Below are 21422 nucleotides of genomic sequence, written 5' to 3' on the forward strand. Positions count from 1 at the left end.
CTTTACGCACCGCCTTGCCGCGGGATGGAGCAGCCCGGTAGCTCGTCAGGCTCATAACCTGAAGGTCGCAGGTTCAAATCCTGCTCCCGCACCCAGCATTACCTCACACCCGGACGTGAGGCTCTGATCTACGGAAACCCCATGGCCCCCAGCCGTGGGGTTTCTTGCGTTTCGGGCCTGCCCTAGCGCCAGCAAGGCGGCCAGGCTGCCGTGCACTTCCAACTGGAACTTGCCCATTCACCTCGCCGCAGAACATGGTCGAGCCGTTGGAGTGCTCGATGCGGCGTACATTCCGGAACGGGGCTGACGACGGATCGCGCAGTTTATTCACAACCGCCTGGCGCGCGGCGGTGCGAATGCGCGTCGGCGTCCAGTTCACGGGCGGTGTGCGGGCGCGCTGCGCTTCAACACAGGCCGCATAGGCGCTTCCGCATCCGCGCCATGACCGCATTGGGGCTCCCGGGCGGATAGCCGCCATTCGTGGAGCAGGCGTCGGCTTGTGCGGATGCGGCGCCTCCGAACGCAATGACTGCAATCAGAACTGAAATGGCGAAGACGATCTTCTTCATCAGAACCCTCCAGATTTAATCCGTAGGATATCCCGTGGTTTAACGAGCGGTGAAGCTGTCGCTTGCCGCCATGAACGGACGGGCGCTGGTGGCGTGGAATCTCAAGAAGCCGCGGACGGAACGCGGCATCTCGCAGGAGCGCTTGGCCGCTGATGCGGGCATTGATCGTGCCTATCTGAGCGAGATCGAGCGCCAGTTGGGCAATGCGTCGGTCGATCTGCTGGATCGACTCGCGGGCGTACTGGGGGTGTCCGTTTCGGCGTTTTTCGTTCTGCCTGAGCAGGGGGAGGCTGAGCCGCGATCACTACCGAGTGGCCGCCACCCTAAATCCTAAGGACCGCCCCTGACTCAAAGCGGTGGTTCGAAATGTCTGCTCTCAGCACGATGCGTCGGATCTCGTGCTAAGATGCGCACCGATTCTAAACGAATGCTGCCAGTCGCTGCGCATCTTCCACGACAGTTGTCGTCAAGGTTTTAGGGGCCGCAGTTGGGTTGCAGCCCCTTTGGCGTCACCAACCGTATTTCATCCCGAACTGAGCGCCGTGGCTGATGCTGGCGTCACCGAAGGCGCCGCGATAGCCGATGTTGAGCATCAGGCGCTCGCTCAACGACCATTCGTTCTCCAGAGCCAGATTGAGCACGTTGCGCGACCAGGCGTTCAGCGGGACCAGATAGGTCGGGCTCGTCGTCCAATCAGCATAACGTACGCCCTGTTCGCCGATATCCTCGAGCTCATGAGACCACTCGATACGGGCGCTGGGGCGGAATTGGCCGTGGCGACGGATGTCCAGCGTCCAGCGCCAGGACGCGCCTAGGTTCACCGATAGGCTCTTCTGCTGGATCTCATCCCAGCTGAGTGCGGACAGGCCGCTACCGGTTTCGACGAAACCGTCCAGGGAGATGTCGCGAGCGTCCAGTCGTGCATAGAGGTCACGGGCCACCCGCTCGCCGTTTTGAACGCGACCGAGGGCGACCGAGGCGAAGCGCACGTCGCCGGACCGATCGCCCTCGGCATAGCTGTCCGCCTGACCGGCCAGTCCCGCAGCCCAGCGACGGGAGGTGAAGTCGAGATCCGCGTAGCCGACCAGGCCATCGACATAGAAGGCCTCGGCCGGACGCCAACTGGCGTAGAAGGCGCCGGTGACGGCCTGGCCGAGGGTCAGCGAGCCGTTGTCGCCGATCCGGGTCTTGTCCTCACCATAGCCGACGCCGGCGCCGACGATCAGCTGATTAGAGATCTTGACGTCCAGACCCACCGTCAGGCCCTGCGTGGTGAAGCGGCTGTCGCTCTGGCCGGTCGCATCCTGACGTCCCCAGTCCACCGAACCGGCGGTCCACAGGCCAACCGGGGCGCCAGCGTCATTCGCGGACTGCGGCGTCGTGTTCAAGCGATCGTCGCTTGCGGCTGTCGGGGTTGCGAGTTGCATTCGGCCAGCCCAGAGGTCCAAGCCCAGCATGTCACGCTCGCGATCGTCGCCCAAGGCGTCGGGATCGAGACGGCGATCCAGTCCCAGCTGACGGCGAAGAGCTTGTCGCGGATCGCGGTCCGCATCAGCGCCGCCCAGTCCCAGGTTCAGGCTCAGACCATTGGACGAGGCGTTGGTCCCGTCGTGCAGATCGCGCAGACGTTGCTGGAAGTTGTTGATCTGAGCGTCAGCGAAGCGACGGGCAGAGGTGACCTGGCTGGTCGCCACCCCTCTGACTTCGGGATCCAGCGACGGATCTGGTCGCGCCTCGACCGTGACGGTCAGGGTGCTGCGGGTCGTGCCGAAGGCGTTGCTGAGGCTGTAGCTGACAATCGCTTCGCCCGTGAAGTCGCCGATCGAGACGAAGGTCAGGTCATAGTCGTTCCCGACCTTGGCGATGCTCGCCTCGCCCGCAGCCGTCGGCCCCATCGAGATCGTGGCGGCGGCGGTGAAGGGGCCGCCTTCGACATCGCTAATCCGAACCGTCACTGGCGCCCCCTGAAGGGTCTGAGCGACCAGAGCCGCTGAAGCCGGCAAGGCGTCGGCCGTCAGGTCAATCCGCCCCGGGGCCGAGGCGCCGAACGGCAGTTCGATGACATAGTCGAGCGAGGTCGCGCCGCCGTTGACGCCGGGCGTGAAGACGAGGCTTAGACCGTTCACAGTGACCGTGCCGAAGTCCGGCGCGCGGGTGATGCGCAGACCTTGGAATTGGTCCCCCACCAGTGCGGCTGTCGGCATGAAGGTCACAGAAGCGCCAGAAGTCACTTGCGCCGACAAATCCGGCGCCTTGCCCGCCACCAGGAAGGTGAAGGTCGCCGGCGCAGAATCGCCGCCGGGACCATAGGCCACCACGTTTACCGTGTCCGTGCCCATGAAGTTCGCAGCGGATTTATAGGTCAGTTGATAGGGGCGCGCCGCCTTCGGCGCCGCTGAAGCCTTCAGGGTTGAAGCAGCGGCGCTATCGATAATCTCGGCTACGCCAAACCGGCTGGCGCCCGTAATTCGGTAACCATCGATTGCGCCCTGACTGATAAGGCTGAGATTGACCGAAACCGAACCGCCGCCCGGGGCATGAGGCGCCATGACCGGATCGGTCGGTTGTTCCACGACCGGCGGAGACGGTGTCGCTACCGTCACCGTCACCGTGGCCGGAGCCGAAGTCCCGCCGGGTCCTGCGGCCGTATAGGTGAAGCTGTCCGGACCGTAGTAGAGAGGCTTCGGCGTATAGGTGATCACGTCGCCGGCCACGGCGACAGCGCCGTGCGCCGGCCCGCTTGCGACCGCAATGCTGGTGTGAACCCCGGTGACCACGCCGCTGAGGTCGATGGCCTGGGGCGTCTCATAGCCCACGCCGGCCGAAGCCGCCGCTGCGACGGGTGCCGACGGCGCGGCCACGGTCACCGTCACTGTGGCCGGAGCCGAAGTCCCGCCGGGTCCTGTGGCCGTATAGGTGAAGCTGTCCGGACCGTAGTAGAGAGGCTTCGGCGTATAGGTGATCACGTCGCCGGCCACGGCGACAGCGCCGTGCGCCGGCCCGCTTGCGACCGCAATGCTGGTGTGAACCCCGGTGACCACGCCGCTGAGGTCGATGGCCTGGGGCGTCTCATAGCCCGCGCCGGCCGAAGCCGCCGCTGCGACGGGCGCCGCCGGCGCGGCCACGGTCACCGTCACTGTGGCCGGAGCCGAGGTCCCGCCAGGCCCTGCGGCCGTATAGGTGAAGCTGTCCGGACCGTAGTAGAGGGGCGCGGGCGTATAGATGATCACGTCGCCGGCCACGGCGACAGCGCCGTGCGCCGGCCAGCTGCCGAGCCCAATGCTCGTGTGAATCCCGGTGATGACGCCGCTGAGGTCGATGGCCTGGGGCGTCTCATAGCCCACGCTGGCCGAAGCCGCCGATGCGACGGGCGCCGGGGCATAGGTGTACTGATCGGCCAATGACGTGGCGCTGGTTCCACCTGCCGTGGTCACCTGAACGTCGACGGTCCCGGTTCCGGCGGGAGCCGCCGCCGTGATCTGGTTGCTGCTGGTGACTGCATAGGCAAGCGCCGCCGTTCCGCCGAACATCACGCTTTTCACATTGGTGAAGTTGGTTCCAGTGATTGTCACTATCGTTCCGCCTGCCGTCGGGCCCGCCCTCGGCGAGAGCGAGGCCACCGTCGGCGCCGCGGCATAGGTGTACTGATCGGCCGATGACGCGGCGCTGGTTCCGCCTGCCGTTCTCACCTGAACGTTCACGGTCCCGGTTCCGGCCGGAGCCGTCGCCGTGATCTGTGTGTCGCTGTTGATCGTATAGCTCGCCGCCGTCCCGCCGAACGTCACCCTCGTTGCGCCGCTGAAGTTGGTTCCGGTGATCGTCACCGTCGTCCCACCTGCAGCCAGGCCTGTCGCTGGCGAAATCGAGGTCACTGTCGGCGCCGCGACATAGGTGTACTGATCCGCCGCCGAGACAGCGCTGGTTCCGCCCGCCGTGGTTACGCGAATGTCCACCGTCCCGGTACCGGCCGGAGCCGTCGCCCAGATCGACGATCCGCTGATCGTATAGCGAGACGCCGCCGTTCCACCAAACGACACCCCCTTCACGTCGGTGAAGTTGGTTCCGGTGATCTGCACCGTCGCACCACCTGTGGTCGGACCCTCTGAGGGCGAGACCGAGGTCACCGTCGGCGCCGGGATATAGGTGTAAAAACCCCCAATTGACCAGGCGCTGGGTCCGCCCGCGGTGGTCACACGAATGTCCACCGTTCCGGTTCCGGCTGGAGCTGTCGCCGTGATCTGGGTGTCGCTGTTGACCGTATAGCTCGCCGCCGTCCCGCCGAACGTCACCCTCGTTGCGCCGCTGAAGTTGGTTCCGGTGATCGTCACCGTCGTCCCACCTGCAGCCAGGCCTGTCGCTGGCGAAATCGAGGTCACTGTCGGCGCCGCGACATAGGTGTACAGATCCGCGGCCGAGACGGCGCCGCCCGCTGTGGTCACACCAACGTCCACCGTTCCGGTTCCGGCTGGAGCTGTCGCCGTGATCTGGGTGTCGCTGTTGACGGCATATCCGAGCGCCGATTTCTCGCCGAACGTCACTCCCGTTGCGTGAGTGAAGTTGGTTCCGATGATCGTCACCTTCGTCCCGGCTGTGGTCGGCCCGGCCGCCGGCGAGATCGAGCTCACCGTGGGAGGCGCGACATAGGTGTACTGATCCGCCGATGACGTGGCGCTGGTTCCGCTCGGTGTCGTGACAGTGATGTCATAGGTTCCGGCTGCATTGGCGGGCGTCGTCGCCCTGATCCGGGTGTCGCTCTGAATAGTATAGGTCGCGTTCGTCGCCCCAATTTTCACGGCTCCTGTAGGCTGCGCAAGGAGGAAGCCTGAGCCGCTGATGGACACGAGCGCGCCGCCCGCAGTCGGCCCGGCCTTCGGCGTGACCGAGCTCACCGTGGGGGCCGCCATATCGCTCTGCGCGGAAGCAGGCGAAACCAGACCCAACAGCATGATGAGGGATAAGGCCAAGCTGGCCGCCCTCACGCCGAACCGCGCCGTCGCAGCGGCCTCGTCACGATTCCGGACAGCAGCCCCGCAGACCGTCAAAAAACCCGCGCGCGACATCGCCGAATGCCATAATGCCCCCAGGCGGGAACAGGACCCGCAAGCTTCACCTTAAACGCGGCGTCGATGCACGAAACTGATTTACCAGTGGTTTACGATTGTGGCCGTCTTCGCAGGATAGCGTCCCCAAAAAACTGCTCTGGGCACCGATCACAATGACCGCTCCTGGCGCTGAGGCGACCCCGATCTGGGTCCGCCAGCCTAGGTCACAGACCTCCATAACAGGCTTTGAGTGACTCGCCTCACTGCTGAGCGAGGATTTGGTGATGGCGCGCTTTGATCTGATGGATTTCGAGTGGTCGGTGATCCAGCCCTTGCTGCCGAACAAGCCGCGCGTCGTGCCTCGGGTCGATGACCGGCGGGTGTTGAACGGCATCTTCTGGAGATTGCGTACGGGGCTCCGTGGGCGGACATCCCCGATCGTTCGCGGGGCGGCTGACGACCAAAATCCACGTCCTGGTCGACGCCAACGGGCTGCCGATCGCCTGAAACTGACCGAAGGCCAGGCCCACGATGGACGCTCCGCCCAGGCCATGCTCGACACGATCAGGCGGGCGACATCCTGGCTGACACGACTCATGTGTACAAGCTCGCCCTGCACACGCCGCAGGCGGTCAGGTCGACGAGCTCCCGATTGGATTCCGGGGCACAATTAATGCCGTCTTTCTCAAAGACCTGGCCGACAAGGCGCGCCGCCGGCCAACGAGGGCGCATCGAAATAGACGGTCCGGAGGCGGCATAGCCTATGGATATATCGCAATTCTTGATGGCGGCGACCATGCGAGGCCACGTGGCGCGAGGGACGGGCATTCTGAATAACGAACTCTACCGTGACGCCTTGATCTGAAACCGCCTCCTCTATGTGAAAAATCCGCGAACTGGACGTGGGCAGGCACGCTTCAATCCCGAAAGTGAATGGGTGCGCCGGGACATTCTTGTTCTCCGCATTTGGGAGTGCGTGAAAGCCCGGCAGCTAGACGTCAAACAACGAACCGCAGCAGTCCGGGAAGGAGCTCAGCGGACCAGGTTGGCGCGTTCGCGCGGGCTGAGCGCTCGATCTTCTATCCTGTGTCGCCTGTTGATCTGGGCCCGCGAAGCTGATGCATAAATGCTTATGCTGTCGTCGCAGCATATCGAGTGAAGGAGAGTGGAGTGCGTTTTTTATTTGTTGGTCTGGCTGGAGCAGGGGCGTTGGCTGTCGCGGTGGGGGCTTCGGCGATGACGAGGCAGGCCGACGGGGCGGCCGCCCGGACGCCGCAGCCGTCTGCCGTCACAGCTTACAGCCTGCCCGACGGCGAAGGGCGGGCGCTGACTCAGCAGATCTGCGGTCAATGCCATTCGGTCGGCATGTTCGCCTCCCAGCGGCACACCCAGGATGAGTGGAACGAAGTCATCGGCCGCATGATGGCCAAGGGCATGACGGCGGCCGAGGACGATCTCTATGACGTCTCCGACTATCTCGCAGCTAATCTGGGCAAGGACGAAGCCGCGTCGATGGGCGGTTGATCACTCGTCGCGCGTGACGCCGTAGCCGGTTGCGAAGGCGTCGCGGATCGCCATGACGCGACGGTTGTCGGCGTCGCCGCTGCGGCACACGAAGGCGATCTTGCGTGTCGGGGTATCGTCGTCGAGGCGGATCTGGCGCACCGGAGCCCGTACCCGCGAACTGGTCGGCAGGCGCGGAATGATGGAGACGCCGAGCCCGGCCGAAACCATGGCCAGGACGGCCTCGATCGACTCCAGTTCGAAGCGCGGGCGCGTTCCCGGGGACAGTCGATGCAGATAGCTGGCGGCGGTGCGGCCGCTGGTGAGCGAGGTGTCGAACTGAATCCAGTCGTAGCGGCTGATGAGCGCCTCCGCCGTGGTTTCGATGCTGTCGGGCGGCGCGACGAATACGAAGGGCTGTTGTTCGAGGTCCTGCCAGTAAAGGCGGCTTGATCCGCCGGACGTCGGGCGCACCAGGGCGGCGCCGTCCAGCCGTCCCGCCTTGAGGTGCTCCAGAAGCTCGCCGGAGTCGCCCTGGATCACGCGCACGCTGAGGCTCGGGTGCCGTCCGCCGATCTCGCGCAGCACCAGGGGAATCATCGTGGGTTGCAGCGAGCGGATGGCGCCGATGACGACCCGGCCGGTCAGGGCTGCGGCATGGCGAGTGCGCGCCTCCTCCATGGCGTCGAGCGCGCCGCGCACGTTTTCAGCCAGTTCGACCGCGAGGGGGGTCGGGCGGACAGATCGCCCCGAGCGGTCGAAAAGCGGCTGACCCAGATATTCCTCCAGCCTTTTCATCTGCAGGCTGACGGCGCTGGCGGTCAGGCCCACGTCGTCGGCGGCATTGGCGAAACTGCCGTGCCTCAGGACGGAGTTGAGGGTCATCAGGAATTCGAACTTCATCTTTCATCCGCCTCGACGCGCTGCGGGAGGGCGACGGCAGCTGCCCTATACATAAGGAAACGTTACCTATCGAAACAGCAAACGTCACTATTCCTTCAGTGTGGCGATTGTTACCACTCACAAGACGGATCGCGAGGTCGCTCGCGGTTCGGCAAGGTCCCAACGTCCGGAGAGGCGAGGGACAGGGAAGAGAGAATGCAGGATCAATACGACATCAGGATGCTGATCGACGGCCGGTGGATCGAGGGCGAAGGCCCGGTGATCCCGGTGATCGACAAGTGGACCGGCGAGGCGCTGGGGCGCGTCCGTTCGGCCGCCGCAGCTCAGGTCGATGCGGCGGTTGCGGCCGCCCGCGCCGCCTTCGCCGCCGTCCGTATCGAGCCTTACGAGCGCAGTCGGCTGCTGCATCGGGTCGCCGATCTGATCCTGAGGGATCGCGAGGCGCTGGCCGCGACGATCGTCGCCGAGTCCGGCGTGCCGTGGAAGGATTCAGACAATGAAGTCGCCCGCGCCGCCGAGACGTTCCGGGTGTCGGCCGAGGAAGGTCGGCGCCTGACCGGCGAGATCGTGCCGATCCAGGGCGCGGCCGGTCAGTCGGGGCGCATGGCCTATACCTTGCGCGCGCCGCGGGGGGTGGTCGGGGGCATCAGCTCGTTCAACTCGCCGCTGAACATGGTGGCGCATAAGGTCGCGCCCGCCCTGGCTTCGGGCAACGCCGTGGTGTTCAAGCCGCCGGTCGCCACGCCTCTGGCGGCGACGCGTCTGTTCGAGTTGATGCTCGAGGCGGGGATTCCCGGCGGACTGATCAACCTGGTTCATGGCGGCGGCGCCGATGTGGGCGCGCCGCTGGCCGCCCATCCCGGCGTGGACTTCTTCACCTTCACCGGCAGCACGCCGGTCGGCAAGGCGATCCAGGCCGGCAGGGGTATGCGCGCCACGGCTCTGGAGCTGGGCAGCATCGCCGCCACCATCGTCTGCGCCGACGGCGATCTGGAGCGGGCGGCCGTTCGTTGCGCCCAGTCCGGCTTCCGCCGTCAGGGCCAGGCCTGCACCTCGACCCAGCGACTGTTCGTCGAGCGGTCGGTCCTGGAGCGTTTCCTGCCGATGTTCCTGGCCCAGGTCGCCGCGCTCAAGGTGGGCGACCCGCGCAACCACTCTACCGATGTCGGCCCGATGATCAGCGAGGCCGAGGCCGCGCGCGCCGAGGCCTGGGTCCGCGAGGCCGAGGCGAAGGGCGCCAGGGTGCTGGCGGGCGGCGAACGGCGCGGGGCCGTTCTGGCCCCCACCGTCCTGGCCGAGGTCGATCCTGGATCGAAGGTGCTGTGCGAGGAGATCTTCGCCCCGGTCCTGACCATCCTGCCGTTCGACACGCTGGATGAAGCGATCGAGCGTGTGAACGCCACCCCCTTTGGCCTGGCGGCGGGTCTGTTCACTCGCGACCTGAGCCGCGCCCTGAAGGCCGCAGAGCGTCTGCACGTCGGGGTGGTGCACCTGAACGAAGCCTCCAGCAGCCGCGTCGACCTGATGCCTTTCGGCGGCGTCAAGGACAGCGGCGTCGGGGTCGAGGGCCCCCGCTACGCCATGCGCGAGATGACCGAAGAGCGTCTCGTCACGATCACTCTGTGATGGATTTGGATATGTCAGCAGACAGCGTAACCGCCGCCATCTTCATGGCGCAGTGCCTCAAGGAAGAAGGCGTCGAGAAGGTCTTCGGCCAGTGCGGCCATACCAACTACGCCCTGATCGACGCCTGCGACCGGCTGGGCATCGAATATGTCTCCTTCCGCCATGAGCAGCAGGCGGTCCACGCGGCCGACGCCTACTACCGGGTATCGCGCAAGCTGGCGGTGATCAATGTCCACCTGTCGCCCGGACTGACCAACACCGTCACCGGGGTCGCTTCGGCGGCGATGGATGGAACGCCGATGCTGGTCATAACCGGCAACACCCCGACCTATCACCACCCGCGCGAGGCGCATCAGAGCATGCGCCTGCACGCCGACGCTTCCCAGGGCGATATATTCAGGCCGATCTGCAAGCGGGTCTGGCGCGTGGACGACGCCCGCCACCTGCCGGACGTGATGCACCGGGCCCTGAACATCGCCCAGACAGGCCGACCCGGCGCGGTGTTGCTGGACATCCCGATGGACGTCTTCGCCCAGAAGATTTCGGCCGAGGCCCAGACGCGTTCGCGCCGCCCGAACTTCGCCCGCCCCATGGGCGACGCCGAAGGCGTGGCCGAGGCCGCCGCCCTGCTGAAGGCCGCCGCCAATCCGGTGATCTTCGCCGGCAACGGCGTGGCTCTGTCGGGCGCCTATGAGGCGCTGAAGACTCTGGCTGAGCAACTTGGCGCGCCGGTGGCGACCACCCTGGTCGGCAAGGGCGTCTTTCCGGAAAGCCATCCGCTGTCGGTCGGCACGACCGGCATCTGGGGCGCGCGCGTCGCCAACGATACGGCGCGCACGGCCGACGTCATCCTGGCTGTCGGCACGGCCTTCGGCGAGGCAGACTGCAGCTCCTGGCGGCCCGAGCACACCTTCAACATTCCCGGCACGGCGCTGATCCAGATCGATCTGGACCCGCAGGAGATCGGCAAGAGCTATCCGGTTGACGTCGGCATCGTCGGCGACGCGCGGGCGACCCTGACGCAACTGTCAGCCGCCCTCGGCGATCAGCCCCGCCCGCAGGCGGCCGTCGAGGCCCAGCGCGTCCTGCTGGACCAGCGCAAGGCCGCCTGGCGCGAAGAGCTGAAGGAGACGCAGGAGATCGACACCAAGCCGATCCATCCGGCGCGGCTGCTTAAGGTGCTGTCCGATGCGGCGCCCGCAGACGCCATTTTCGTGACGGATGTGGGCTGGAACAAGAACGGCGCCGGTCAGCAACTGGAGATCCAGGGCCGCAACGGCTTCCTGACCAGCGGCGGCATGGCGACCATGGGCTATTCTCCCGCCGCCGCCGTCGGCGCCGCCATGGGCGCGCCCGATCGCAAGGTGCTGGGCCTTGTCGGGGACGGTGGTCTGATGTCGGTGCTGGGCGCGCTGACCACGGCGGTCGAACTGGACATTCCCGTGCTGTGGGTCCTGTTCAACAACTTCTGCTACTCGACCATCCGCACCGTCGGTTCGACCTATTTCAACAACAAGTACGGCACGGAATTCCGATCGCCGGACGGCGAACTCTACAATCCCGACTTCCAGCTTCTGGCCAGGTCGTTCAACATCAAGTCGGCGCTGATCGAGGAGCCGGCCGATCTGGAGGCGGGCGTACGCGCCGCCATGGCCGAGCGCGGCCCCTTCCTGCTGGAAGTGCGCACGCGCGGGGACGTGCCGATGCCGCGCACGGGCTATTGGGACATCGCCGACTTCCTGGCGACCGGCAATGACTGACGCGCCGCCGCTCAAACCGGGTCTGCGTCAGCGGGACTATCAGCCGGACGCCGTTGGACCGCTCGACGGGGTCCGGGTGCTGGACCTGTCCAGACTGTTCGCCGGCAACGTCCTGACCCAGATCCTGGGCGACTTCGGCGCCGAGGTGATCAAGGTCGAGCCGCCCGCCGGGGACACCCTGCGCGGCTGGAAGACCGAAGGCGTCTCCACCCACTGGAAGATCTACGCCCGCAACAAGAAGAGCCTGGGTCTGGATCTGCGCAATCCGCGCGCCGGCGAGATCTTTCGCAAGCTGGTCCCCACCGCGCACATCCTCGTCGAGAGCTTCCGGCCGGGCGTGCTCGAGAAGATGGGCCTAAGCCCCGAGGTTCTGCACGCGCTCAATCCTCGCCTGGTGATCGTTCGCGTGTCCGGCTGGGGGCAGGGCGGGCCCTACCGCAAGCGGCCGGGCTTCGGCACGGTGATCGAGGGCATGTCCGGGTTCGCCGCCATCAACGGCTTCGAGGACCGCGAGCCGGTCCTGCCGCCCATGTATCTGGCGGACGGCGTGGCGGGGACCTATGGCGCCTCGGCCGCCTTGCTGGCCCTGCGCGAGGCGGAACGTCCCGACGGAAAGGGGCAGGTGATCGACCTGCCGCTCTATGATCCCCTGTTCGCCCTTCTGGGGCCGCAGGCGGCCAATTATCGCCTCAGCGGCAAGACGCGTCGCCGCGAAGGCAGCCGGTCCAGCAACTCGGCGCCGCGCAACGTCTATCGCTGTCGCGACGGCAAATACGTCAGCCTGTCGGGGTCGACCCAGACCATGGCCATGCGGATTCTCCAGGCGATCGGTCGCGCGGATCTTGCGGCTGATCCCCGGTTCGCCGCCAACGCCGATCGGCTGAAGCACGTGGAAGAACTGGACGCCGCGATCGGCGACTTCATCGGTCGACACGACCAGGCGGCTCTGGTCGCCCTGATGGAGGAGGCCGAGGTCACCGTCGGTCCGATCTACGACGTCTCGCAGATCATGGAAGATCCGCACGTCGTGGAGCGCGAAATCCTGGCCGATTATCCGGATGCGGAGATCGAGCATCTGCCGATGCATCACGTGGTGCCGCGCCTGTCGGGCACGCCCGGCTCGATCCGCCTGCCGGCGCCGGTCCTGGGCCAGCATTCGCGCGATATCCTGGAGCAGCTCGGCTTCGACGAGGCGGAGGCCGCCCGTCTGATCTCCGAAGGCGTGGTCATCGATGCGGCCCTGCCTCTGACGGAGGATGCGGCATGACGCCCGTCTGGCGATCCCTCCTCTATGTGCCGGCGCATCAGGAAAAGCATGTCGGCTCCGCGCGGGTGCGTGAGGCGGACGCCGTCATCCTGGACCTTGAAGACGCCGTGCCGCCGGAACTGAAAGCGACGGCTCGGGCGGCCCTGGGCGCAGCGATCAAGGCTGTCGGCCGTTGGGGCGCGGACGTTCTGGTGCGCGTCAACGCGGAGGCGGGGCTGATCGAGGAGGATGTCCGCGCGGCCGTGCGGCCCGGCGTCTGCGCCCTGGTGCTGCCGAAGGTGGAGAGCGGGGACGAAATCCGCCGCATCGACCGCCTGGTCCAGGCTGCAGAAACCGAAGCTGGCGTGGCGCACGGCGCGACCCGTCTGCTGGTGCTGGTTGAAACGGCGAAGGGGCTTCTGGCCTTGCCGTCCATTCTCGAGGCCAGCGCGCGGATCATCGCGGTCAACCTGGGCAATGAGGATTTTGCGCGCGACCTCGGCGTGGAGCCGAGCGAGGAGACCTTGCGCCTGCCTCGTCAGCAGATGGTGATCGCGGCGGCGGCCAACGGGGTCGCGCCCCTGGGTCTGGTCGGCCAGGCGACGCGCTTCGACGACCTGGACGGCTATCGCGAGGTGGCGGTCCGCTCGCGCCGGCTGGGCCATGTGGGGGCGGCCTGCATCCACCCGTCGCAGATTGCGGTGCTGAACGCGGTCTTCGCGCCGAGCGAGGCGGAGGTCAGCGAGGCGCTGGCCATCGTCGACGCGGCGCGCATGGCCGGCGTCGGCGCCTTCGCGCTCAACGGACGCATGATTGACAAACCGATCCTGAGCCGGGCGCAGGCCCTGCTCGAAAGGAGGCGAATGATCGAACGCAAGATCGAAGATCGAGGGAACAACTAAGGGAAAGCAAAGGCCTGCGCAGAAAGAACAGCAGGCTTGCGGGGAGGATGACAGTGTCGATTGAAGGAATGAGCCAGGCTCCTGCAAGGAGCCGGGGACGGCGCGTGCGCGCCATTTTGATGGGAACGACGGCGGCCGGCGTCGTGCTGACGGGCCATGCGGCCTGGGCTCAGCAGACGGCCGCGCCGGCGCCCGAGGCGGTCGAGGTCGAGGCGATCGTCGTCACCGGCACGGCCATTCGCGGGGTCGCTCCCGTGGGGTCGGCCACGGTCGGCATGACGCGTGAGGATCTGGTCCAGGCGCCGGCCAAGGACGCCAGCGCCCTGGTGGCCAGCCTGCCTCAGGCCTCCAGCCAGGGCACGACCCTGGCGTCGTCGGGCGGCCGGGCGGCGGGCGTCAACCTGCGCGGTCTGGGCAACAACGCCACCCTGGTGCTGTTCGACAGCCGCCGGGTGGTGCCGCAGGGCGGCAACGCCCAGGTCTCGGACCCGAACCTCATTCCCTTCTCCGCCATCGAGCGGGTCGAGGTCGTCACGGACGGCGCCTCGGCCATCTACGGCTCGGATGCGGTGGCGGGCGTGGTCAACTACATCACGCGCCGCAACTACGACGGCGCCGAGATCACCGGCCGCTGGGTCAACTCCCTGTACGATCAGTACGTCATCGACGGCGTGATCGGCCGCACCTGGGAAGGCGGCGGGGTCATGTTCGCCGGGTCTTGGGACAAGAACGACAGCGTTCCGCGCAGCACGCGCGATTACATGAGGCAGGATCTGCGTCCCTTCGGCGGCAATGACAACCGTCTGGTCGGCACGACCGTCTATCCGGGGGCGCCTGGGGCGCTGATCATCGGCAATACGGTCTACGGCCTGCCGCAGACCAACGGGGCAATCCCCAACGCCGCCGACGTGCTGGCGCTGCAGGGCACGCCCGAGCTCTACGACTCCTCGTATCTCTACGACTTCTACACGGCGCGCGAACGCCATGCGGCCATGTTCAAACTGCGCCAGGAAGTCGCTCCGGGTTTCGAGCTGGGCTATACCGGCATCTATAACCTGCGTGAGAACTCCTCCCGATCGGGCGACGGTTTCGAGCGCGTCTCGATCCGGCTGACGCCCGACAGCCCCTACTATATTCCGGGCATGCCGAACCCGACGGCGAACCAGACGCTGGTCTACAACTTCTCGCTCAATAACCCGGACGTCTCGCGCAGCCAGGACAACCGCGAGGAGACGATCAACCACTCGATCGACATGACCCTGGACCTGCCCAGGGACTATCGGTTCTCGGGGCTGCTGACCTACGGGAAGACGGATTCGTGCAACGTCTGCCAGCCGCAGGTGAACACGACGGTCGGCAACGTCATCGCCAGCAACGCCTCCTGGGGCTTCAATCCCTATCTCCTGGGATCACAGCCGGGCGCCGACGCCCTCGTCGGGGGCTTCATCCAGCAGTACGACACGGTTCTGTTCGACGCCGTGGCCAAGATCGACGGCCCGCTGTTCAGCCTGCCCGCCGGCGAGGTCCGTCTGGCGGCGGGCGCCGAGTTCTCCCGCCACAAGCTGTATCTGAAGGCGCAGAACACGCTCAACCTGGCCGGCGACTATCAGACTTCGCGCTTCACCAAGAGCATGCGCGAGGTGAAATCCGCCTTCGCCGAGGTCTTCGTGCCGATCGTGTCGGAGGCGCAGGGCGTACCGCTGATGCAGTCGCTCGATCTGAGCGCGGCCATTCGTTACGACAGCTATTCGGATGCGGGCGACACCACCAATCCGAAGATCGGTCTGACCTGGCGTCCGAACGAGGAGTTCCTGGTTCGCGCCAGCTGGGGCACCTCCTTCCGCGCTCCGACGCTGATCGAGGCCAACCCGGCCACGGTCGGCCAGACCAACCGCGTCTATGTCAGCAACGGCCTGAACGATCCGAACATCCCGGTGACCAATCCGGCCTCGGGCCAGAGCGCGGTCCTGTCGCGTACCGGCAACACCGCCGGCCTGCGGCCGGAGTCGGCGACCATCTGGTCTCTGGGCGGCGAATATCGTCCGAACTACCTGCCGGACCTGAAGCTCAGCCTGACCTATTACAACGTCAACTATGAGGATCGGATCGAGAACCTTCCGAACCAGACCCTGATCCTGTCGAGCCCGGAAAACCTGGCGCTCTACAAGGATTTCTTCATCGCTGCGCCTCAGCCGACCAGCTGCGTCAACGGCGACTATTCGACCTACAACCCCGCCTATCGGCCGTGGTTGACGGACCCGAACGCCGTCTACTCGCCGTCGACCATCAACGACTGCTCCATGGTCGGCATCATCACCGGCGGCCGGCTGAACCTGGGCCAGGTCAAGCAGAGCGGCCTGGATTTCGGGGTCAACTATCTGCACGAGACTTCGATCGGCGACTTCGCCTTCAACGCCAGCGTCTCCAAGGTGCTGAACCTGGAGAAGAGCGTGGTGGCGGGCGGTCCGCTGTTCGACGCCCTCGACACCTATGGCTTCCAGGTGTCCGAGCGGGGGCGCTTCAACGTCAACTACCGGCGCGACGGCCTCACCGCCAATGTGACGGCCAACTATGTCGGCTCCTATCTGAACAACGCCACCATCACCGTCGGCGGGGTCAAGCTGCCGGACACGGAGATTCCGGCCTGGACGACCTGGGACGCCGGCCTGGCCTATGACTTCGACGACGGCGGGGTTCTGGACGGCGTCCGCGTGGCGGTGAATGTGCAGAACTTCACCGACGAACAGCCGCCCATCGTGCTCAGCGGCACGACGGCGGTGGATCTGGGCAATCACAACCCGTTCGGACGGGTCTGGTCGGTGGAGCTGACCAAACGGTTCTGACACCGGTCGGAAGCGGCGGGGTTTCGACCCTCGCCGCTTCCGATGCTTTCGCAGGGAGGAGCGGATGAGCAAGTTGAAGACGTGGCTGGCGGTGCTGGCGGGGGCGATCAGCCTGATGCTGGGGGCCGGGACCGTCTGCGCCCAGGCGCCGGCGCCGGGACAGGCCATGCCGGACCCCTATGCGGGCAAGAAGAAGCTGCTGGTCATCGCCGACGTGCAGACGGGCTTCCATCACGACTCGATCAATCACGCCATGGCCGTGATCGAACGGCTCGGACGCGAGAGCGGCGCCTATGTGGCCTTCCTGCGCACCGATTCCCAGTTGATCACCCGCACGCCGATCCTCGGCACGGGCAGCCGCTACGAAGGGCGGCCGATCAATGCGCGCAACCTCGACTATTTCGACGCCGTCTTCATGCTCAGCAGCGGCGCCGGAACGCTGTCGGACCAGCAGAAGGCCGACCTGCTCGCCTTCGTGAAGGAGGACGGCAAGGGGTTCATCGGCGGCCACGCGGCCACCATCGCCTTCTACGACTGGCCTGAATACGGCGAGATGATCGGCGGCTTCATGGCCGGCGAGTATCGGGTGGAGCCGACGGGGGTGATCGTCGCCGATCCGGACTTCCCAGGCGCAGCCGCCTTGCCGGACACCATCACCGATCAATTTCCCTATCTCGGCGCCCCCTATGTGAAGGGCGGCGTCCACACCATCCTGAGGCTGGATCCCTCGCGCCTGACGCCGGAACAGCTGGCGCGTCGTCCGGACGGCGACTTCCCGGTCGCCTGGGCCAAGACCTATGGCCGGGGCCGCGTCTTCGTCAGCTCCCTCGGCCACGTCGAGGCGATCTGGGACGATCCTGTCCTCAGCAACTTCCAGCTCGAAGGCATCAAATGGGCGCTCGGCCTGACCGACGCCGACGTCACGCCCGATCCCGCACAATGAACAAGCAAGAGGAACGCCCCATGACCAAGAGCGCTCTCAAAGGCGTCGGCGCCAGCCTGGCGCTGATCCTCATGGCCGCATCTCCGGCCCTGGCCCAATCCGGGGCCCAATCCGGAGGACAAACGCCCGACGACGGAACGACCTGGCGCAGCTACGGCCAGAATCCCGGCGCGACCAACTTCTCGCCCCTGACGCAGATCACGCCGGAGAATGTCGGCGGCCTTCAGCGAGCCTGGACCTTCCGCTACGGCGGCGGAACCGACGACGAGGGCGATCGTGGTCTGGATTACCGCTGGGAGGTGACGCCCCTGGTGATCGACGGGGTCATGTATGTCTCGACGCCGACCAATCCGAACATTCCCGAGCTGAAGTCCACCATCACCGCCCTGGAGCCAGAGACCGGCAAGGTGCTGTGGAAGTGGGAGTCGGAGCGCAACATCCACGGTCGCGGCATCGCCTGGTGGCCGGGCGACGCGACCCACGGCCCACGCATCATCTTCGCGACGGACAAGGGTTATCTGGCGGCGCTGGACGTGCGTACGCGCCAGTTGGCGGCGGATTTCGGCCAGGGCGGACAGGTCGACGCCTATGTCGGCGTGGTGTCGGACGTGGTGGGCGAAAGCCGTCGCGACACCTTCACCATTCCCAACCCGGTCGCCCTCTACGACAACCTGATCATCACCGGCTCGCGTCCCGGCGAAATGGGCCCTCCCGGTCCGCGTGGCGACGTGCGCGCCTGGGACGTGCGGACGGGCGAACTGGTCTGGGCCTTCCACACCGTGCCCCAGCCTGGCGAGGCCAACCATGAAGGCTATGTCGGCGACGAGTGGAAGGACCGCAGCGGCGCCAATGTCTGGTCCACCATCACCATCGATGAGGAGAACGGCATCGTCTTCGCGCCGGTGGGCGACCTGAACGGCCGCGCCACGGGATCCGAACTGTACGCCAACAGCCTGCTGGCGCTGGACGCCCGCACCGGCGCGCTCAAATGGCACCATCAGGTCACGCACAAGGACCTGTGGGATTGGGACATGCCCACCCCGCCGATCCTGGTGAATTTCCGCGAGGGCGACCACACCGTTCCGGCCGTGGCCCTGACCGGCAAGCAGAGCCTTCTGTTCGTCTACGACCGCCTGACCGGGCGGCCCCTGCACGAGATCGAAGAGCGGCCCACGCCGCGCAGCGACGACCCCAAGGACGAGGCCTGGCCCACGCAACCCTTCCCGGTTCGCCCCGGTCCGCTGGCGCGGGTCACGATGACGCGGGATGAAATCCCCTACATCACGCCGGAACAGCACGCCTACTGCACCGCTTTCTGGGATGAGAACAACATCCAGGTGACGGGGCTCTACGGGCGGCCGCTGATGACGCGCGGCACGCTCAGCTTCCCCTCGACCCTGGGCGGACCGAACTGGGGCGGGCCGTCCTACAATCCGAACTCGGACGTTTTCATCGTCAATGTTCAGAACATGGCGCAATTCCGCCCGGCTGGGCCGGTGACCCCGATCTTCGGCGGTCCGCGCCCTCCGCGCCGCCGCGTCGCCGCCGAGCCGGGCGCGCCGATCACCCAGTCCGGCTTCGCCTACCGCATCGACGCCGACACCATGCTGCCCTGCACCCCCACGCCGTGGGGCGAACTGGTGGCGGTCGACATCAGCAAGGGCGAGATCCTGTGGCGCGCGCCCTTGGGAACCATTCCCGGCCTGAAGACCGATGTGGCCACCGGAGCGCGCAACCTAGGCGGCAACATCCAGACGGCGGGCGGCCTGGTCTTCATCGGGGCTGCCAACGACCGCACCTTCCGCGCCTATGACGCCCGTACCGGCGAAGAGAAGTGGTCGGTCGAACTGGACGCCAGCGCCCACACCACGCCGATCACCTTCATGGGCAAGGACGGCAAGCAGTATGTGGTCGTCACCGGCGCCGGCGGCACCGCCGTGGCCGCGCGACGGATGTCCGACACCTTGAACGCCTTCGTCCTCCCCTAGCGCCTGACGCCCCGCGAGGAAGACCTCGCGGGGCGTGTTTTTCGCCCGGCGTCGTCGGGCCGTCTCTAGTCAGTGGATTCAGCCAATGGACGCAGCCCTGTCCGCCTCGCCGAAAAAGAGGACCCGCGCGCGCTATGTCGTGCTGGCCCTGATCGCCGTCGGGACGATGATCAACTATCTGGACCGTTCGCTCCTGGCGGTCGCGGCGCCCAGCATGTCGCAGGATCTGGCGCTCGGCGCGGCGACCATGGGCGTGCTGTTCTCGGCCTTCTCCTGGAGCTACGCTTTGGCGCAAATTCCGGGCGGGATGTTCCTGGATCGCTTCGGCGTCCGACTGACCTACGCTCTGTCGGTCGGGGTCTGGTCGGTGTTCACCGCCCTGCAGGGCGCGGCGACGGGACTGATCTCGCTCATCGTCTATCGCCTGGGCCTTGGCGCGGCCGAGGCGCCGTGTTTCCCCGCCAACAGCCGCATCCTGGTGTCCTGGTTCCCGCAGCAGGAGCGGGCCCGCGCCAACAGCGTCTACTCCGTGGGCATGTATTTCGGCATCGCCTTCCTCAGCCCGGTCCTGTTCTGGGTGACAGGGACCTTCGGCTGGCGCGCTCTGTTCATCATCGCCGGCGTCATCGGCGTGCTGTTCGCGCTGCTGTGGTGGCAGGTCTATCGTGATCCCGAGCACAGCCGCATGGTCAACCAGGCCGAGCTGGATCACATCGCGGCGGGCGGCGGCGGCCTGGCGTCGACGGCGGGCAAGACGTCTTTCTCATGGAAGCAGATCGGCTGGCTGCTCGGCAAGCGTCAGATCCTGGGCGCCTCCATCGGCCAGTTCGCCACCAACGCCACCCTCGTTTTCTTCCTGACCTGGTTCCCCACCTATCTGGTGGCTGAACGCAACATGCCCTGGCTCAAGGTCGGCTGGATGGCGGTGCTGCCCTTCATCGCCGCCTCGGTCGGCGTGCTGATCGGCGGCCAGCTTTCGGACGCCCTGGTCAAGCGCAGCGGCTCGGCCACCTTCGGACGCAAACTGCCGATCGTCGGGGGGCTGCTGCTGTCTTCGACGATCATCTCGGCGGCTTTCCTCAAGTCCGACGTTCTGGTGATCGCCGTCATGTCTGTGGCCTTCTTCGGTCAGGGCATGTCGAACCTGGGCTGGACCCTGATTTCAGACGTGGCGCCCAAGAGCCTGATCGGCCTGACCGCCGGGGTCTTCAACTTCTGCACCAATCTGGCGGGCATCGTCACGCCGATGATGATCGGCTTCATCGTCGCCGCGACCGGGTCGTTCTTCGGCGGTCTGGCCTTCATCGGCGTGCTCGCCCTGATCGGGGCTCTTTCCTACACCTTCCTGGTCGGCCGAGTGGAACGCATCGCCGAGCCCGCCGCAGAGGAGTTCAAGTGATGCGGTCGATGTTCCCGATTTCGCCTACCGTCTGCGTCTCGGCCGGCGCTCTGGTTGCGGCCCTGAGTCTGGCGGCGTGCCAACCCTCTCACTCGGCCCGGCCGGAAGCGACGTCGGAACCGTCGTCCGCCCCGATCGCTGAGGCGCCCGCAGCGGCGCACCCCGAAGTGGCGCCCGCGCCGACCGAGGTCGCATCCGAGGCTCCGGCGCAAGCCGCGCCGCCTGTCACTGCGCCCAGGACGCCGCCGGAGGAGGCGGCTGCGCGCCCGTCCGTGGCCCCCTCCGCGCTCGCCCCCGCCGTGAAGGTGAATGTCCCGGCGCAACAGACGCCGCCTCCTCCGCCCGCCGCGAAGCCGGCGGTCCAACCGGGCGTCCTGCCCGCCGGTGCGGGGCGCAATGTGGCCCAGCGCCTGTGCGGGACCTGTCACTCCCTTGTCCTGGTGACCGCTACAGGCCACACCGAAGCGGAATGGGATTCCATCGTGGCTCGCATGGAGGCCAATGGCATGCAGGCCTCGGCGGACGACATCGACACGGTGATCGGCTATCTCGGCAAGGCCTTGCCGCCCAGGTAGCCGTGCAGGTCGTGAGTTGAGGGGGGTTCCAGGTGATTGAGTCTCAGCCGGTTGTCGTTGACGAGGTTGTGGTGACGGCGGCGCGTCTGCCGGCGGCGGCGGGGGAGGCGGCGTTCTCGGTCA

At 66.5% G+C, this 21422-nt stretch carries 15 protein-coding genes, 1 tRNA gene and 1 pseudogene; 14 read left to right on the forward strand and 3 right to left on the reverse strand.

The window, feature by feature from the left end:
* Window positions 1-18 precede the first annotated feature (18 nt).
* A tRNA-Met gene (locus tag ACWIDZ_RS15805) sits at window positions 19-95 on the forward strand.
* Between the two features lie 309 nt (window positions 96-404).
* Here the strand turns inward: ACWIDZ_RS15805 and ACWIDZ_RS15810 are convergent.
* The gene (locus tag ACWIDZ_RS15810) at window positions 405-569 is read right to left on the reverse strand and encodes a hypothetical protein (RefSeq protein ID WP_453990370.1); all 165 of its coding nucleotides are present in this window, start codon (window positions 567-569) and stop codon (window positions 405-407) included.
* A 49-nt stretch (window positions 570-618) separates the two neighbouring features.
* On the opposite strand from ACWIDZ_RS15810, the gene ACWIDZ_RS15815 reads away from it, so the two are divergent.
* On the forward strand, window positions 619-903 hold the full coding sequence (locus ACWIDZ_RS15815) for a helix-turn-helix domain-containing protein (RefSeq protein WP_453990368.1): 285 nt from the start codon (window positions 619-621) through the stop codon (window positions 901-903).
* A 175-nt stretch (window positions 904-1078) separates the two neighbouring features.
* On the opposite strand, the gene ACWIDZ_RS15820 is transcribed toward ACWIDZ_RS15815, so the two are convergent.
* Window positions 1079-5515 carry an IPT/TIG domain-containing protein gene (locus tag ACWIDZ_RS15820; protein WP_454077661.1) on the reverse strand — a complete coding sequence of 1479 codons (4437 nt, stop codon included), beginning with the start codon at window positions 5513-5515 and terminating at the stop codon, window positions 1079-1081.
* On the opposite strand from ACWIDZ_RS15820, the gene ACWIDZ_RS15825 reads away from it, so the two are divergent.
* The 3 genes and pseudogenes from ACWIDZ_RS15825 (at window position 5403) to ACWIDZ_RS15835 (ending at window position 7135) form a co-directional block, all read left to right on the forward strand.
* Window positions 5403-5684 (forward strand): hypothetical protein, encoded by a 282-nt coding sequence (locus tag ACWIDZ_RS15825; protein WP_454071147.1) that lies wholly within the window; start codon window positions 5403-5405, stop codon window positions 5682-5684. The genes ACWIDZ_RS15820 and ACWIDZ_RS15825 overlap by 113 nt on opposite strands.
* Window positions 5685-5889: 205 nt before the next feature.
* Window positions 5890-6177, forward strand: a pseudogene (locus tag ACWIDZ_RS15830) (transposase); the annotation flags it as partial.
* Window positions 6178-6781: 604 nt separating this feature from the next.
* Window positions 6782-7135, forward strand: a complete 354-nt coding sequence (locus tag ACWIDZ_RS15835; protein WP_453990362.1) for a hypothetical protein — start codon at window positions 6782-6784, stop codon at window positions 7133-7135.
* Here ACWIDZ_RS15835 and ACWIDZ_RS15840 read toward each other — a convergent pair whose 3' ends face one another.
* Entirely contained in the window at window positions 7136-8017 is an 882-nt protein-coding gene (locus ACWIDZ_RS15840) for a LysR family transcriptional regulator (RefSeq protein ID WP_291778485.1), read from the reverse strand.
* Window positions 8018-8212: 195 nt separating this feature from the next.
* On the opposite strand from ACWIDZ_RS15840, the gene ACWIDZ_RS15845 reads away from it, so the two are divergent.
* The 9 genes from ACWIDZ_RS15845 (at window position 8213) to ACWIDZ_RS15885 (ending at window position 21299) form a co-directional block, all read left to right on the forward strand.
* Window positions 8213-9643 (forward strand): aldehyde dehydrogenase family protein, encoded by a 1431-nt coding sequence (locus tag ACWIDZ_RS15845; protein WP_453990360.1) that lies wholly within the window; start codon window positions 8213-8215, stop codon window positions 9641-9643.
* Between the two features lie 11 nt (window positions 9644-9654).
* On the forward strand, window positions 9655-11403 hold the full coding sequence (locus ACWIDZ_RS15850; RefSeq protein WP_453990358.1) for a thiamine pyrophosphate-binding protein: 1749 nt from the start codon (window positions 9655-9657) through the stop codon (window positions 11401-11403).
* Window positions 11396-12670, forward strand: coding sequence for a CaiB/BaiF CoA transferase family protein (locus tag ACWIDZ_RS15855; RefSeq protein ID WP_291778493.1), 1275 nt, complete (start codon window positions 11396-11398; stop codon window positions 12668-12670). The genes ACWIDZ_RS15850 and ACWIDZ_RS15855 overlap by 8 nt, the downstream gene beginning before the upstream one ends.
* A complete protein-coding gene (locus ACWIDZ_RS15860) occupies window positions 12667-13551 on the forward strand; it encodes an HpcH/HpaI aldolase/citrate lyase family protein (RefSeq protein ID WP_346487948.1) in 885 nt (294 codons plus the stop codon). Before ACWIDZ_RS15855 ends, ACWIDZ_RS15860 begins: the two co-directional genes overlap by 4 nt.
* A gap of 104 nt (window positions 13552-13655) precedes the next feature.
* Window positions 13656-16394, forward strand: coding sequence for a TonB-dependent receptor domain-containing protein (locus tag ACWIDZ_RS15865; RefSeq protein ID WP_453990356.1), 2739 nt, complete (start codon window positions 13656-13658; stop codon window positions 16392-16394).
* Between the two features lie 64 nt (window positions 16395-16458).
* On the forward strand, window positions 16459-17337 hold the full coding sequence (locus ACWIDZ_RS15870) for a ThuA domain-containing protein (protein ID WP_453990354.1): 879 nt from the start codon (window positions 16459-16461) through the stop codon (window positions 17335-17337).
* Window positions 17338-17357: 20 nt separating this feature from the next.
* The gene (locus ACWIDZ_RS15875; protein WP_453990352.1) at window positions 17358-19325 is read left to right on the forward strand and encodes an outer membrane protein assembly factor BamB family protein; all 1968 of its coding nucleotides are present in this window, start codon (window positions 17358-17360) and stop codon (window positions 19323-19325) included.
* Between the two features lie 85 nt (window positions 19326-19410).
* Window positions 19411-20724 carry an MFS transporter gene (locus ACWIDZ_RS15880; protein WP_453990350.1) on the forward strand — a complete coding sequence of 438 codons (1314 nt, stop codon included), beginning with the start codon at window positions 19411-19413 and terminating at the stop codon, window positions 20722-20724.
* Window positions 20724-21299 (forward strand): hypothetical protein, encoded by a 576-nt coding sequence (locus tag ACWIDZ_RS15885; RefSeq protein ID WP_453990348.1) that lies wholly within the window; start codon window positions 20724-20726, stop codon window positions 21297-21299. The genes ACWIDZ_RS15880 and ACWIDZ_RS15885 overlap by 1 nt, the downstream gene beginning before the upstream one ends.
* Window positions 21300-21422 lie beyond the last annotated feature (123 nt).

The organism is Brevundimonas sp. NPDC055311 (genome assembly GCF_053645695.1).